This window comes from Kamptonema animale CS-326 (assembly GCF_028330895.1).
Lineage (GTDB): Bacteria > Cyanobacteriota > Cyanobacteriia > Cyanobacteriales > Microcoleaceae > Kamptonema > Kamptonema formosum.
Map to the genome: position 1 here is coordinate 1 of NZ_JAQMUA010000397.1, position 15,182 is coordinate 15,182.

Annotated in this window: 11 protein-coding genes; 6 read left to right on the top strand and 5 right to left on the bottom strand. The window is 42.6% G+C overall.

Annotated elements, in window-relative coordinates:
* The 4 genes from PN499_RS23395 to dnaN form a co-directional block, all read left to right on the top strand.
* Positions 1-202, top strand: a 202-nt coding sequence (locus PN499_RS23395; RefSeq protein WP_272035104.1) for a hypothetical protein, incomplete at its 5' end; no start/stop codon positions are given.
* Positions 202-492: a hypothetical protein gene (locus PN499_RS23400; RefSeq protein ID WP_272035105.1), complete on the top strand. Its 291-nt coding sequence runs from the start codon at positions 202-204 to the stop codon at positions 490-492. The genes PN499_RS23395 and PN499_RS23400, both read left to right, overlap by 1 nt.
* A gap of 197 nt (positions 493-689) precedes the next feature.
* The gene (locus tag PN499_RS23405) at positions 690-1,481 is read left to right on the top strand and encodes an RNA ligase family protein (RefSeq protein ID WP_272035107.1); all 792 of its coding nucleotides are present in this window, start codon (positions 690-692) and stop codon (positions 1,479-1,481) included.
* A 760-nt stretch (positions 1,482-2,241) separates the two neighbouring features.
* On the top strand, positions 2,242-3,405 hold the full coding sequence (gene dnaN, locus PN499_RS23410) for a DNA polymerase III subunit beta (RefSeq protein WP_007355709.1): 1,164 nt from the start codon (positions 2,242-2,244) through the stop codon (positions 3,403-3,405).
* Between the two features lie 183 nt (positions 3,406-3,588).
* On the opposite strand, the gene PN499_RS23415 is transcribed toward dnaN, so the two are convergent.
* The 3 genes from PN499_RS23415 to PN499_RS23425 form a co-directional block, all read right to left on the bottom strand.
* Positions 3,589-4,023: a hypothetical protein gene (locus PN499_RS23415; protein WP_272035110.1), complete on the bottom strand. Its 435-nt coding sequence runs from the start codon at positions 4,021-4,023 to the stop codon at positions 3,589-3,591.
* 8 nt (positions 4,024-4,031) lie between these two features.
* Complete coding sequence (locus PN499_RS23420) at positions 4,032-5,312, bottom strand: AAA family ATPase (RefSeq protein WP_272035112.1); 1,281 nt, start codon at positions 5,310-5,312, stop codon at positions 4,032-4,034.
* 257 nt (positions 5,313-5,569) lie between these two features.
* Positions 5,570-7,093, bottom strand: coding sequence for an adenylate/guanylate cyclase domain-containing protein (locus PN499_RS23425; protein WP_272035114.1), 1,524 nt, complete (start codon positions 7,091-7,093; stop codon positions 5,570-5,572).
* 274 nt (positions 7,094-7,367) lie between these two features.
* Here PN499_RS23425 and PN499_RS23430 point away from each other — a divergent pair, with 274 nt between their 5' ends.
* Positions 7,368-12,740: an AAA family ATPase gene (locus tag PN499_RS23430; RefSeq protein ID WP_272035115.1), complete on the top strand. Its 5,373-nt coding sequence runs from the start codon at positions 7,368-7,370 to the stop codon at positions 12,738-12,740.
* Positions 12,741-12,900: 160 nt separating this feature from the next.
* On the opposite strand, the gene PN499_RS23435 is transcribed toward PN499_RS23430, so the two are convergent.
* On the bottom strand, positions 12,901-13,950 hold the full coding sequence (locus PN499_RS23435; RefSeq protein WP_272035116.1) for a molybdopterin-dependent oxidoreductase: 1,050 nt from the start codon (positions 13,948-13,950) through the stop codon (positions 12,901-12,903).
* 107 nt (positions 13,951-14,057) lie between these two features.
* On the opposite strand from PN499_RS23435, the gene PN499_RS23440 reads away from it, so the two are divergent.
* Positions 14,058-14,696 (top strand): hypothetical protein, encoded by a 639-nt coding sequence (locus PN499_RS23440; RefSeq protein ID WP_272035118.1) that lies wholly within the window; start codon positions 14,058-14,060, stop codon positions 14,694-14,696.
* 151 nt (positions 14,697-14,847) lie between these two features.
* Here PN499_RS23440 and PN499_RS23445 read toward each other — a convergent pair.
* On the bottom strand, positions 14,848-15,182 hold a 335-nt coding region (locus PN499_RS23445; protein ID WP_334311712.1), incomplete at its 5' end, for an antibiotic biosynthesis monooxygenase family protein.

Consider the following 15,182-nt stretch of genomic DNA (forward strand, 5'->3'; position numbering starts at 1 on the left):
GACTGAGTACCGCGTACTCAGTAATGATGATGGACAAATCTTGCTAGACCCAATGGAAAATATTCCTGAGTACGAACGGTGGTTGTGGCGGAATCAAGAGGCCCTTGCGTCTGTGCTGCGTGGACTTGAACAGGCGGCGGTAGGTGATGTTCACTATTTGGGGGACTTCGCTGATTATGCAGATTTGGAGATTGAGGATTAATGAAGTTCCGGCTGCAATTTTCAACTGAGGCGAAAATCTGTTTAGCTAATCTTCAAGAACATGATTTTAAGAAGTACAATAAGGTGAGGAAAACGCTGGGATTGATGGCAAATAATTTGCGTCATCCCGGTCTTAATAGTCACAAGTTTGAGGCTCTGTCTGGCCCTGATGGCGAGGATATTTTTGAGGCTTATGTGGAGAATAAAACGCCGGGAGCTTTTCGGGTTTTTTGGTACTATGGGCCTGGTCAGGGACAGATTACGGTTGTTGCAATTACACCTCATCTGTGAGTAGCGATCGCTCTTAAGTCCAATAAGTAGCTCTACCTAATTAAACATAAGATCGAGATGGCTAAAAAGCTGATTGTATAAACCTTCTTCCTTCTTTCATACATAACTAAATCCTTCTTCCTTCTTCCTTCTACTTACCGCACATTAAGTTTTAGCAATTAAGAACGTCGTCACCCTCTTAGCAGGTGGTATAGCTCATGCAGCAGCAAATTTACAAATATCCTCGCACTCATCACATTGAAGGTTCGCGGCTGCAACCGGGGGATGAGGATCTCGATAGCGTGCCCTTTAGCGCGATCGCATCTCAGTTTACAGTTGTAGAAGAAAAAGTAGACGGTGCTAATGCTGCCATCAGCTTTGCCTCGAATGGGCAAATGTTGCTCCAAAGCCGAGGTCATTACCTCACAGGAGGAGAGCGAGAAAAACACTTTAACTTATTTAAACAGTGGGCTTATACCCATACTGAAACTTTCTGGAAAGTGTTAGGCGATCGCTACATACTTTACGGTGAATGGCTCTATGCTAAACATACCATATTTTATAACGCTCTGCCGCACTATTTCCTAGAATACGACGTGCTCGACCGAGAGCAACAGCAATTTCTCAGCACCCAAAGCCGCAAACAGTTACTAGCAGGATTACCTCTAGTTTCTGTTCCCGTTTTATTTGCAGGTAAACTGAAATCTCACAAGCAACTGATAGAATTCATCGACAACTCTCATTATATTGAACCTGGGCATCTAGAACAGTTGCGCCGAGTTTGCCAGGAAAAAGGGTTGGATGCAGAGCGCGCGATCGCCCAAACAGATCGCACATCCCTAATGGAAGGTCTGTATATTAAAGTTGAAGAAGAGCAGACGGTTATCGCCCGCTACAAATACGTCCGCCCCAGCTTTTTAACTACCATGCTGCAATCAGAGGGACATTGGCTCAACCGCCCTATTATCCCTAATCTCTTGCGTCCGAATATCGATTTATTTTCAATATGACTTACGCAGGTTGTCCCAGAAACCGGGTTTTTGAGAGAACCTGTGGGTCACGCAGAAGGCAGAAGGCAGGAGGCAATCAGAGAAAGGATTTGGGCGATCGAGAATGTCCTAAACGTTGTGGCGGTTGCTATATAGCCATACTTAGTATAAAAGCTTGCGATCGCATTTAACCATTTTTCCACAAGTTTTCCACAGGGAATTTAGCCGTGAAACATAAGCACAGAAGCAATCTACTGATTTTTTCCACATTTTCCACAAGCAATACTAGGGACTGTTTTCTCAGGCGATCGCCTAGTAGAGTTTGGACACACTTTTATACATATTTCTCACAAGACTTACGCGCTGACTACAATTTCTGTCAAAACCGAACATTGCAACCGCTGCGATCGTTAGGACAATTTTATAATTTATAGCAGTCGCCAAGGCGACACCAGACACGATGCCTCCGGCTGGCTACGCCTACGATTACTGAAAGCCTTGTTACGATGCCTGGGGCTGGCTGCGCCTACGGCTCTACCTCCTGCCTCCTGCCTTCTGCTATACATCGCCGCCCTCTGGGTTAAATTAGCAGAGAGCGTTACGAAGTTCTGTCCTCACCGTCTTGGGCATTGCGATAAATTGCGTGGGATTGCTCAGACCAATAGTGATAAGATTTTCTTCTGTGTCAGGGCGGTTTCTAAATCCCAATTGGACTTACCGACTCCTCAAGATATTCTCAAACTCAACCGCACAAATACTAAGCCCTACATTTAGCATTACAATGAAACTGATTTGTACACAAAGTGACCTCAATAGCAACCTTTCGCTAGTAAGTCGGGCAGTTCCCTCTCGCCCGACGCATCCGGTACTTGCTAATGTTCTATTGGTAGCAGACGAAAAAACCCAGCGGGTGAGTTTAACAGGGTTCGATCTTAGCCTGGGAATTCGCACTAGCTTTGCAGCACAGGTGGATGAAGGCGGTAGTTTTACATTACCTGCGAAGTTGCTTAATGATATTATCTCTAGGCTGCCAGATGGAGAGATTAGCTTAGATGACGATGCGGGGGAGGCGATCGCAACTGTCACATCCTCATCAGGCAAATATACAGTTAGGGGTATGGGGCCCGAAGAATTCCCAGAATTGCCAGAAATAGAAGGAGGAGAATTGATTAATTTGCCTCCTGAAGCCTTGATCGCGGGCTTAAAAGGAACTTTATTTGCAACTAGCCCCGACGAGACAAAACAAGTCTTGACTGGCGTACATTTAAAAGTGCAGCAAGATAGCCTAGAATTTGCTGCTACTGACGGTCATAGATTGGCGGTAGTAGAAACAGCTAAAGTGAGCGATCGCGAGTATGACGAAGCCTCATTACCAACTCAAGAATCCTCAGCTATATTTGAGATCACTGTGCCAGCAAAAGCCTTACGAGAAATAGAGAAAATGGTAGCGGCTGGTCAAAGCAGCGAACCTGTGGCCCTACATTTAGATCAAGGTCAAATTGTGTTTGAATGGGCAGATCAACGGTTGACAACGCGGACTTTAGAGGGGCAATATCCCAATTATCGGCAGTTACTTCCGCGCTCTTTTGAACGGCTAATTACGCTAGAAAGGCGATCGCTTTTAGCCGCAGTAGAAAGAATTGCAGTCTTGGCAGATCAAAAAAATAATATTCTCAAGTGTAGTATCGACGCTGAAAATCAGAAAGTAACTTTGTCTGTGGATGCCAAAGATGTTGGTAGCGGTACGGAATCTATGTCTGCTCAAATCTCCGGGGAGAGTATAGATATTGCCTTTAATGTCAAGTATTTGATTGATATTTTGAAAACTGCTCCTTCTCCTGAAATTCAGATGCAGTTAAATGAAGCAACTGCTCCTGTAATTATCAGGCCTTTGGGTGGTGTAAATGCTACTTTTCTGGTGATGCCGGTGCAGTTGAGAGCTTGATTTTTGGGAGTTGTAGGGTTGGCGCTGCTGATAAATTATGCTGGACTCATGGACAGAGTTTATAGTAGCGCTAACTCTACAAAGTCTTGCTCGAACTTGAGCTTGCTGCTGCCGTTGGTGTAAATATGCTTGAACTCACAACGTGGAAGACCTATTAAGTTATGCAGTTTTAAAACGTAAAATTTAGCTTATACAGGTACTTAAATCATACTCATCTTGAATATTCTTGATTCGGAAACTAGCATTAAAATTTTTCTTAAACTGACTTTGTAGCTGTTGTATACTTGTGGTTTGTTTGGGTACTCGTGTAGACACAACAAAACATAGCTTCTTTATTTTTTGGGGATTTTCCGAGAGTAATCTAATTGTTGATTTTATTTGTTTAACAGCTTGTGAAATATCGCTTCCCTTCAACTCCACATATATTTCTACTGTATCATAAGGAATAAGTGCGTAGTCGCAACGCAAAGTCTCATTGTCGCTGATAACGCAGCCATCAACCTTAATTATTAATATTTGGTCTTGATTAGGGTTAAGGAAGGTTATTTTACTTTTGTTCTCCTGCAAGACAATTTTTGTGTCGGATCTATATTCCTCACATTCGGGAAGACTTTTCATATTATGATTCAAACTAAGTTTAGAAGTTTATCAAATTCAATAGCTAGTTCATCAGAAACAGAATCAATCACTCGTGCATCTATTAACCCAGTATCAGGACACACAATACTACTACATTTTCCCTCCGTCAAAACATAGGCTGAGAGATCGGAAACATCTAATGATTTGTATCTAGATACAATCTCTTCTAGTTGATTTTGTATATCTTGGCTGGACTGTTCATAAAGAAGCCCAGCCTGGAGTAGATTATTAAGTGCTGTCAGGACGTAGGGACTATGGGTAGTTATGAAGAATTGAAGTTGCTCTTTCCGAGAATTAAATACAGTAGCAATCAATTCGATAATATTACGCTGTGCGCTTGGAAATAAATGCGCTTCTGGCTCCTCAATATATACTGTCTGACCGACAGGAGGGGAAGCGATAAAAGGTAGTGCAGCTAGAATAATTGTCAGAGGTAATGTTTCCTGTTGACCGGAAGATGAGCTCGCAATATTCATGCGTCTTCCATCTGCGGCCTCCAAAAAATTTTTGCCTTTCTCGTGTATATGCTTACCGCATAGAGACTTCTCTATTAACTTGTTTATTTCTTCTTGGATATCTTTCGTATATTCGTCATCCGTGCGATCACCTAGACGCAAATCTTTTATAGCTTCGTATATTGAGCCAAATGATTTTAGAAATGGATCTAAGGTATTATTGTTTGACAGAAAGGAAAAAATGTTGCTCTGAAGATTAGCAAAAAAGGAGCGTCCAGCAGGAATAAAAAACTGATGAAACGCTGCCTCTCGACAGATAGATTTGCCTAGAGATTCTACCAAGTGATTTCTTACTTGTTCGATTAAATATAGTGGCTCAAAATTATCATATTGAATATCTTTTTCAGAGCTTTTCTCTCTTAATCTTTTCATTAAATTGCGTAGGTCTGCCAGTTCTTTCTTGAACAAGTCTGAATAGCTGAGAGAAATCTTAGCTTTGCTATCCTTTCTTCTAGTAACCTCTATAAAAACATTGGAAATTTCATACCTTATAAAAAAATCTTGTTTCCCCCAACAATCTGGAGGAAAATATTCCTCAAATCTCTTGGAATAGTTTAAATCTAGATTACGTTTTGTCTGCTCGCTCTCGACAACAGATAGAATTTCCCATACGAAGTTTTTAAAATAAAATAGAAGTTTAGCACAAACACTTTTACCACTGGCTTGAGGGCCAATAAGTATATTTATTCGCTTGACTTCAATCTCTAAATCCTTGATGCCAGCAAAGTTTCTAATTATTAATTTTTCACTCATAATTTTAACTCAAGTACGGTAAGGGATTATATCATATTTTAACATAAAACTTTTACATTCAGGGAAGACGATCGCTGCCAATAAATTATCTCCCACTCATATCATGTCCGGCAAATTACTTGCGATCTGTCATTGTCAGGACTTGCGCACCCAACCAAAGAAACCGGGTTTTTTTACGAAAATACTTCGTTATGACCGACAGATTATCTCAAAAACCCGGTTTCTGGAACCATGAGCGTAAGTCCTATAAGTCCTACTCAAGAAACTAGAAGTTGATAAATCGCGATCGCCTCATCTTTCCCTCTCACCTTCACAGACTGATCTACCAATTGCAACCTAAAAGCCTCTGGATGTCGAGTCGCACTGACGACAGACTCCGTTACCAACACCGCACAATTGTAATGTCTAGTCAAACCTTCAACTCGCGACGCGACATTTACCGCATCGCCGATCACTGTTGAATCCATCCGGGAAGTAAAACCTACCGTACCCATCACCACTTCCCCTCGATGAATGCCGATCCCAATGTCGATCGTGGGTAGATTTTTCCGCGATCGCCCTTGATTGAACTCTGCGAGGTTTTTTCGCATGGCTGCGGCTGCTTCTAGCACGCCGTCAGTCGCCTCATCTTCAAATAGCGCCATAATTGCATCCCCAATATACTTATCGATGAAACCCCCAGCTTCCTCGATCGCTAATCCCATACAAGCTAAATAATCATTTAAAAATATAAAAGTCTCCATCGGCGTTAACTGTTCCGACATTGACGTATAACCTTTAATATCAGCAAATAAAATCGTGATTGTCCGCTTCGAGGCGGTACCAACTTGGATATTTTCAATACCCTCAGAGGCGATCGCGCTTAAAAATTTATTGGGCACAAATCGCTCAAAAGATTCTACTGTTCTTTCTAATCTGCTAAACGACTTTTGCAACGCGATCGACATCTCATTAAAAGAAGATGCCAAAGCGCCAATTTCATCGCTGAGATTGATTTCAGCGCGATGATACCAATCCCCCGCCGCAATTTTAGCAGCACTCGTTTGCAAGCGCTGCACGGGCTGGCTGAGCTGCCTTGCTAATATATATGCCCCCGCCAGACCAAAACTGAGGGCAAAAGCCCCAATTGCCAAGGCCCGCTTAATAGCATCATTCACGGCACTTTCAAGGGGTTTAAGGGAAATACCAATGCGAAAAGTACCGATTTTATCCCCAGAAGCAGTGCTAATCTCCGCCGCCACTTCGATGACGCGATCGCCTCGCGCCGCCCTCAAAGTACCTGTGGGAAACTCTATATCCCGCAGTACAAATGTCTCCACACCGAGGCTTCCTGCTTTGGAAAAGATGCCTGCATCCCTCATTGAGGCCGATCCCGCCAATCGAGTCGATCGCTTGCTGTAGTGCTTTAAAGCTACCTGTGTCACAGCTAGCGGCACGACATCGGGTATGTACTGTTCTTGAAACTCGATCGGTGATGAAGCGACAATTTGATTATAAGCGCGATCGTCTGAGACTAAAATATAGACAAAATCTGGATTTCTTTTCAGTAGCAAATCTAGATTCAGGCGGATGGTACTCCAATTTTGTACTACGAGTTCCTTTGTAGATAAATTGGCGAGTGCTACAGCCAGCGAATGCGCCGAAGCTAACTTTTGTTCCCGGTAGCGATCGCCCTCACTCACCGCAGAGAACCACACCACCGCCCCGACAATCGAAACAATCAACAGCGTTGTTGCTGTCATAATTCGAGTGTGGATAGAGTGAAATAACGTTATTTTCATTAGTAATTGGTAATTGCTAACTGGTAATTGCTAATTGTTAATAGAGAACATCTGGAATTTTCATGAAACGCAGGCAGTGTATTGTCCACAAGGCAAAACCAGCCAACCTTAGAGAAACAGGAGAGTCACGAATTATTGCCAAGCCTGCGACCCAAGAATAGCTTTGATAGTATTGGAAAAGTAAATAAATGCGGAGCTTGCTTACAAACTCTGTCCAGGGATTATCTACTATTGGGTAAGAATATACAATAACTTAAAAGTAGGTGAAAGAGTTATGAGTCCGATCGTCAGCCTCCCAGATTATCAGATCGTTGAGCAACTGTACGCAGGGACACGCACCCTTATCTATCGTGGCATCCGTACTAGCGATCGCCAACCGGTTGTCATCAAAGTCCTGCGAAACGAATACCAAAACTTTAACGGAACTATCCAATTATGGAACCAATATACCATTAGCAAAAATCTCGAATTTCCCAGCATTAACAAACCCTTAGCCCTAGAAAACTATCGCAATGGCTATGCCTTAGTGATGGAAGACTTTGGCGGAATTTCTCTATCAGATTATCTCAAAATAGCCAACGGTGAACGCTCCACATCTAAATACTTGCCTTTAGGAGAATTTCTCGAAGTAGCCATCCAACTCGCAGAGATTCTTCACTATCTTTACCAAAATCGAGTCCTTCATAAAGATATCAAACCCGCCAATATTCTGATCCATCCCCAGAGCAAAAAAATTAAATTAATAGATTTTAGTATCGCATCTCTGCTGCCCAGAGAAACCCAAGAAATTCAGACTACTAAAGATTTAGAAGGTACATTAGCATATCTTTCTCCCGAACAAACGGGTCGAATGAATCGAGGAATTGATTATCGCAGCGATTTTTATTGTCTGGGAATCACTTTCTATGAATTATTAACCGGAAGCTTACCTTGCACCTCAGAGGATGCAATGGAATTGGTACATTATCACTTGGCTAAACAACCGATACCTATCCATCAAGTTAATTCAGAAAATCCCGTAATTTTATCAGAAATCGTCAGCAAATTAATCGCTAAAAACGCTGAAGATCGTTATCAGAGTGCCTTGGGAATTAAACATGATTTAGAATTGTGTCTGGCTCAACTACAAACTAAAGGCACGATAGAATTTTTTGAAATTGGGAAGCGAGATATTAGCGATCGCTTTACTATCCCCGAAAAACTCTACGGCAGAGAAACCGAAGTTAAACAACTGTTAAGTGCCTTCGATCGAGTGGTCACTAGCACAGCCGAAATGATGCTAGTAGCAGGTTTTTCTGGGATCGGAAAAACTGCCGTTGTGAATGAAGTACATAAACCCATTGTCAGGCAACGGGGCTATTTTATTAAAGGCAAATACGATCAATTTCAACGGAATATTCCCTTTTCCGCTTTCGTGCAAGCTTTTCGGGATTTAATGGGGCAAGTTTTATCAGAATCAGATGAGCAATTGCCCACCTGGACAACGAATCTTCTCTCAGCAGTTGGAGACAACGGACAAGTTTTAATTGACGTAATTCCTGAGTTAGAAAACATCATCGGCAAACAGCCACCCGCCCTAGAATTATCAGGAACAGCAGCCCAAAATCGCTTTAATTTACTATTTCAAAAATTTGTGCAAGTTTTTACCAGCCAAGCTCGTCCTTTAGTAATATTTTTAGATGACTTGCAATGGGCTGACTCTGCATCGCTAGACTTGCTAAAAATATTAGTACAAGATACAGGGCATCTATTAATATTAGGGGCTTATCGAGATAATGAGGTTTCCCCCGTTCATCCCTTCATTTTAACAGTTGATGAAATTATCAAAACAGGAGCAACAGTTAATACTATTACTTTGAAAACGTTAAGGGAAACCGATCTCAATCGGTTAGTCGCAGATACGTTAAATTGTGAATTATCTCTTGCCCAGCCTTTGACAAAATTAGTTTATCAAAAAAGTCAGGGCAATCCTTTTTTTGCCACTCAGTTTCTCAAAGCTTTACATAATGAGGAGTTAATTAGCTTTAATTGGGAAATTCAAAATTGGCAGTGTGATATTGTCCAAGTAAATGACTTGGCAATTACAGACGACATCGTTGAATTTATGGGGTTGCAATTGCAGAAGTTACCCATCCCAACTCAAGATGCTTTAAAATTAGCTGCTTGTATGGGGGCGCAGTTCGATCTACATACTTTGGCCATCGTTTCTCAACAATCAGAAATAGAAACAGCAACTCTGTTATGGAGAGCCTTGCAGGAGGGTTTAATTTTACCGATTAGTAATGTTTACAAGTTTTATCAATTTGATGGCAGCAATTGTTTAAGCTCCGAAGAGGAAACGAGCGATCGACAAATTGCTAGATACAGGTTTTTGCACGATCGCGTTCAACAAGCGGCTTATTCCCTCATTCCCTCCGACCAAAAACAAGCCACTCATCTCCGCATCGGTCAGCTACTTCAGCAAAATTTACCCAAAATAGAAAAAGAGGAAAAGCTGTTTGATATTGTCGGGCATTTGAATTTAGGAATTGAATTAATGACTCAAGCAGAAGAACGAGCAGCCTTAGCTAGACTGAACTTAGCTGCCGGACAGAAAGCCAGAAATTCTACAGCCTACTCAGCGGCTCGAAGTTTTGTACAAACAGGGATTAATTTGCTCTCTACTAACTGTTGGCAAACTCAGTATGAATTAGCTCTGCATCTTTATGTGGCGGGGACGGAAACTGCTTACTTAAACGGCGACTTTGAAAGCATGGAAGAAATGGCAGCAGAAGTTTTGCTAAGAGCCACGACTATACTAGACAAAGTGAAAATTTATGAGATTCAAATCGCAGCATTGACTGCCCAGAGTCAGACATTAGAAGCGATCGCTAGAGGGCAAGAGATCCTAGCAGAATTAGGGGTTGAGTTCTCAGCTAAATCTGACGAAGCCTTAACTAGCAAAATGCTAAACACCCTTGTTGAGCAACTTCAAGGTAAACAGATTGAAGAACTGGTTAACCTGCCTGAGATGAGCGATCGACAGACAACAGCAGCAATGCAACTATTAGCAATGTTATTGATACCCACTTTTCAAGGAAATTCTGCCTTGTTACCTCTGCTTTGCGCGACAATGGCAAGTTTATCCCTTCAATTTGGGAATGCACCCGCATCAACAATAGGGTATGTAGGGTATGGTATGGTGCTGTCTACTTTTTTGAGAGAGGTAGAAAAAGGTTATTATTTTGGGCGATTGGCTATGAGCTTGCTCAATCAGTTAAACGTTCAGGAATTAAAGCCTTTAACGTTACTTTGGTTTGGTGGTTTTATCCAGCATCATAAAGAAGCGCTCAGAGCAACAATCCTAACGCTGAAAGACGGCTATTTAGCGGGAATAGAAACTGGTGATTTTCTGAATGCTGGGTACAATATCATTGTTTATTTTAATCAAAGTTACTTCGCTGGAAGATGTTTAGCTGATTGGGTACCCGAAATTGAAAATTATGAGATTGCTCTAGCTCAGATGAAGCAAGACTCTCCTCTGATGTACCTGAAGATGCAAAAACAGACAGCGCATAACTTGATAGAAACTCTCAATCAACCAGATTTATTAAGCGGCCCTACCTATGATGAAAGAGTTATGCTTCCGAAGCTCGATCGGGATAATGAGCTTACGGCGATCGCCTGTACCTATATCTACAAACTGACGCTTGCTTATTTCTTTGGCAACTACAACAATGCCCTAAACTACATTGCTAAAGCTAACCTCTATGTGTTAGCAGTTGCCCCTTTAATTTTTAAGCCAGTTTTCCATTTTTATGCGGGATTAACCTACTTAGCACTATTACCTACACAGTCAGAAATCGAGCAGGCTAACACTTTTGCTCTGGTGGAAACCCATCAAGACACTGTGGCTAAGTGGGCGCACCATTCACCGGCAAATCACGAACATAAATTTGCCTTAATAGAAGCCGAAAAATGCCGAGTTTTAGGCAAGAATTATGAAGCTGGGGATTGGTTCGATCGCGCTATTACTCTTGCCAAAGAAAATGAATATATTCAGGAGGAAGCTCTAGCCAATGAACTAGCGGCGAAATTTTATCTCACTTGGGGTAAAGAAAAAGTTGCGGCTGGATATATTCAGGAAGCCTATCACTGCTACAACCGATGGGGTGCGAAAGCCAAACTCGCCCATTTAGAACAACACTATCCGCAATTTCTAGCGGCTATTCTCGAACCAATTAACCCAGCTCTGATATCTGGAGAAACAATCTCTCCAACGGTGAAGATAAGCGTGACTAGCACTAACAGCAGTCATAACCAGAATTTAGAGTTAGATTTTACGGCTGTTATGAAAGCTGCACAAGCTATTTCTCAAGAAATTGAATTAGATAAATTTTTAGCGACTTTGATGCAGATTGCGATCGCTTCAGCGGGAGCAGAAAGCGGAACTTTAGCGATTTATCAAGAGACAAGGTGGTTAGTGGTAGTAAGAGCAAGCCAAAACTTTATCAGTCATGTGCAAATTCCTCTGGCTGAATCCCAAGAATTACCTAAAAATTTGATTTATTCTGTAGCCAGAAGCCAAACAACGGCGGTTTTTGATAACTTAAGCTTATCGAAACAATTTGCAGGCGATCGCTACATCATCAACCACCAGCCTAAATCAGCTTTATGTACTCCCATTAGCGATCGCGGAAAAGTAATCGCCATTTTGTATTTAGAAAATAACTTAACAGTGGGAGCTTTTACAAGCGATCGCTTAGAAGTAGTTCGCATTCTTTCCGCTCAAGCTGCGATCTCTATTGAAAACGCTCTGCTCTACCGCACTCTCGAACAAAAAGTCATCGATCGCACGACCCAACTTGCAGCAGCTAACGAAGAAATTACGCTCCTTAACGAGCGCCTCAAAGCTGAAAATATGCGAATGGCGGCGGAGTTAGATATTACCCGCCAACTCCAGCAAATGATGCTACCCAAAAAAGAGGAACTCCGTCAAATTACTGGGTTAGATATTGCGGGTTTTATGCAGCCTGCGGATGAAGTAGGGGGGGATTATTATGATGTATTGCAACAGAATGATAGCGTTAAAATTTGTATTGGCGATGTGACTGGACATGGTTTAGAAAGTGGTGTGCTAACGATTGTCGTACAAGCAGCAGTACGGGCGCTGATCGAAAATGGGGAAACGGATTCTAATCAGTTTTTGAAGGTGCTGAATCGAACTGTTTATAAGAACGTGCAGCGCATGAATTCTGATAAAAGTTTGACGTTTTTGTTGATGGATTATTGTAATGGAAAAGTGCGATTTAGCGGGCAGCATGAAGAGGCGATCGTAGCGCGGGCTTCTGGCGAGATCGAGCGGATCGATACGATGGATTTAGGGTTTCCGATTGGTTTGGAGGAAGATATTTCTGAGTTCCTTTCTTATGCAGAAGTGCAGTTACATCCGGGAGATGTGGTGGTGCTTTACAGCGATGGGATTACAGAAGCAGAGAATTTGCAAAAGCAGCACTATGAAATGGAGCGGTTGCTAGAAGTTATTAGGCGCAATTCCCATAGAAGTGCATCAGAAATTAGGGAGGCTGCGATCGAAGATGTGCATCGGTATATTGGGGAGCAAAAAGTTTTCGATGATATTACGTTGCTGGTGCTTAAGCAAAAGTAGAGCAACAATTTTGGAGGTAAAATGCTGTGAAAACCAGATACTGGGATTGCTTCGCGCTTGAACTCGCAATCACAAAAAAAGCGTTAACGGAACCGTATTGAATAGGACTGAAGCTCCTGTCACCTTAAATAAAGGTACGTAGTTGCGCTTTAGCGTTCTTTTATTCAATATCAAGTTCTTCAACAAAAGTTAACCAACGGCGATCGTCATCTATGGGGGTTTGGAAACCGCCACCGCTGTAGCAACTTGCTGGAATTGCCAGAGTAACGGGGCCTCCAAGTCGTGACGAGATTGGTTGGTAGTTCTCACCCCATCGCGTTACTAGCAGGATATCGCAGTCACGGATATCAGCCGATCGCAAGCGGATGGGATTTTTGGGATCGCGGGATACCGCAGACTTACCCTTAACAATAACTGCCTCACGATTGGCGATCGCTACATTCCCCGCAGTGAGAACATCCCGCACCCGCACGCCGTGCAGCTTAACCTTGCCTATCGGCCACCCTTGGCGGTAGCCAACAGCCTCCTCAATAGTAATTTGCGGTAGTCGATCGAGAGCATTGCTGTCAAGGATGCGGTTGCCAATACGTATTTGTGCAGGTTCATTACCAACGATCGCGTGAGTGACATAAAATGCCCAAAATCTCTCCGCATACTCCTCATGTAACTGCGGGTATTCGCTTTGAGGAAAAACCAGAGATAAAGGGCCCCCTTCACTACGAGGAATTGGTCGGCCGTCACGCTCCACTGCTAGGATAATTGGATAGCGGCGTAAATCCTTGATGCTGACTGTTGAGCGAAAACCGTCATAGCCCAAAAATGTGACATTGGTGGCCTCTGGTTTAACCCCCAAGCGATCGAGCAATTGCGAAACCACAATTCCTCGAAAATAGAGAATAGCATTCAAGTCTTTGCTATTGTGAGGCGAAGTGGTGTTAGCGCGAGAAGTTGCCAGCGCTTCCAATTCACTCCAACCGAACCTCTGAGTACCTTTGGCAATTTGTCCGCTAACAAAAAACTCCCACTCCTTTACCTTGGTAGTCTTTGCCCGCTGTGCAACCATAGCATTGTTATTAGCGATCGCTTCGGCCCGCCATTGAGCCAACTTAGCCTCCTTTGGCCGCTGACTGCATCCCGGAAGCAAAATTGCCAAGAGGGTGAGAAATGAGGCAACTCGGAAGGTAGGATTAAAAATAAATAAATTCGGCATTTTCTAGTCCCCATCTAGGGATTAAACATGATTTTACTTTCATTGTTTCCACTCTCTAGAATAATAGTTTTATTTTCTCCTTCCCTTTCTCCTTCTCCTCCTAAAGTATGAGCGACCAACAGCCAAAAACTCAATTTTGGAAAAATTGCGGAATTTTTCTGAGTGGTACTCTCGTGGGAGCAGTGCTAGCTTTGGGTGGTGAGTTAGCCTGGAAACAAGTGCAGTTATCAAAAAATGAGGTAGAAATTCAGCTACCATCTGCAAATTCAACTGCGGTAAAGCCTGCTTCCTCTGCACAACAATTTACTATTCCGCCACCACCACCAAATACGCGATCGCAACCACTTGTCGCATCACCAACACCTGTAACTCAGCCTTCTCAAACTTCTCTGACAAATATTCCCAAACTCCCCTCAATCTCTCCCACACCCTCTCCTTCCCCAACTTTAGCTACAACTGAGCGAGTCAGCTTTGAAACTGGTGCTACAGGTACAACTGTTCGCGACAGTTTACAAGCAAATCAATTAAAACGTTACACTCTTAATTGCAGCAGCAATCAGGAGATGACAGTAAAGATTGAAGAGGGAACTGTTAGTGTAGATATTATCGCTCCTGATGGTGCAAAACTTGGCACTGCTTTCGGTACTGTTCAATGGCAAGGTAAACTCTCCAATAGCGGCGATCATACTATTGCAATTTCTGCTCCAAATCCATCAAATTATGCTGTCAAAGTTGAAGTAAAGTAACTAGAAAATTATCTGTAACGCCGCCATCTTGGCGGTGACTTTACGGCCAAATTGTAAGGTCGGCGCAAGCCGCAAAAAGTTTGCGATCCATAGAGATAGATCGTTGTCGGTTTGCGCCCACCCTACGTTTAATATTGTCCACAGGGCTTAGCTACATTACTAATTGATAATGTTGGACAGTGGGAAATGGATCGTAAAAATGATGTAATAAAGCACGCCATTCTTCATACTTTGCTGATTGTCGAAATCCAATAGTATGATCTTCTAAACTCTGCCATTGCACCAGTAGAATATAGCGGTTTGTATCTTCTATGCAGCGTTGAAGTTTGTGAGAAATATACCCTGGCATAGAAGAAATGATTGCTGAAGCTGTTTTGAAAGCTATTTCAAATTCAGCGGTTAAACTAGGTTTCACATCGAGAATTGCAACTTCTAAGATCATCAGCCTAAACAGTGAATTTTTCAGAGAAAAATATGTAACGCCGC

What these genes read in the sequence shown, in the direction of transcription:
- PN499_RS23400 (WP_272035105.1), top strand. Translation starts at nt 202, where the DNA reads ATGAAGTTCCGGCTGCAATTTTCAACTGAGGCGAAAATCTGTTTAGCT.
- PN499_RS23405 (WP_272035107.1), top strand. Translation starts at nt 690, where the DNA reads ATGCAGCAGCAAATTTACAAATATCCTCGCACTCATCACATTGAAGGT.
- dnaN (WP_007355709.1), top strand. Translation starts at nt 2,242, where the DNA reads ATGAAACTGATTTGTACACAAAGTGACCTCAATAGCAACCTTTCGCTA.
- PN499_RS23415 (WP_272035110.1), bottom strand. Translation starts at nt 4,023, where the DNA reads ATGAAAAGTCTTCCCGAATGTGAGGAATATAGATCCGACACAAAAATT.
- PN499_RS23420 (WP_272035112.1), bottom strand. Translation starts at nt 5,312, where the DNA reads ATGAGTGAAAAATTAATAATTAGAAACTTTGCTGGCATCAAGGATTTA.
- PN499_RS23425 (WP_272035114.1), bottom strand. Translation starts at nt 7,093, where the DNA reads ATGAAAATAACGTTATTTCACTCTATCCACACTCGAATTATGACAGCA.
- PN499_RS23430 (WP_272035115.1), top strand. Translation starts at nt 7,368, where the DNA reads ATGAGTCCGATCGTCAGCCTCCCAGATTATCAGATCGTTGAGCAACTG.
- PN499_RS23435 (WP_272035116.1), bottom strand. Translation starts at nt 13,950, where the DNA reads ATGCCGAATTTATTTATTTTTAATCCTACCTTCCGAGTTGCCTCATTT.
- PN499_RS23440 (WP_272035118.1), top strand. Translation starts at nt 14,058, where the DNA reads ATGAGCGACCAACAGCCAAAAACTCAATTTTGGAAAAATTGCGGAATT.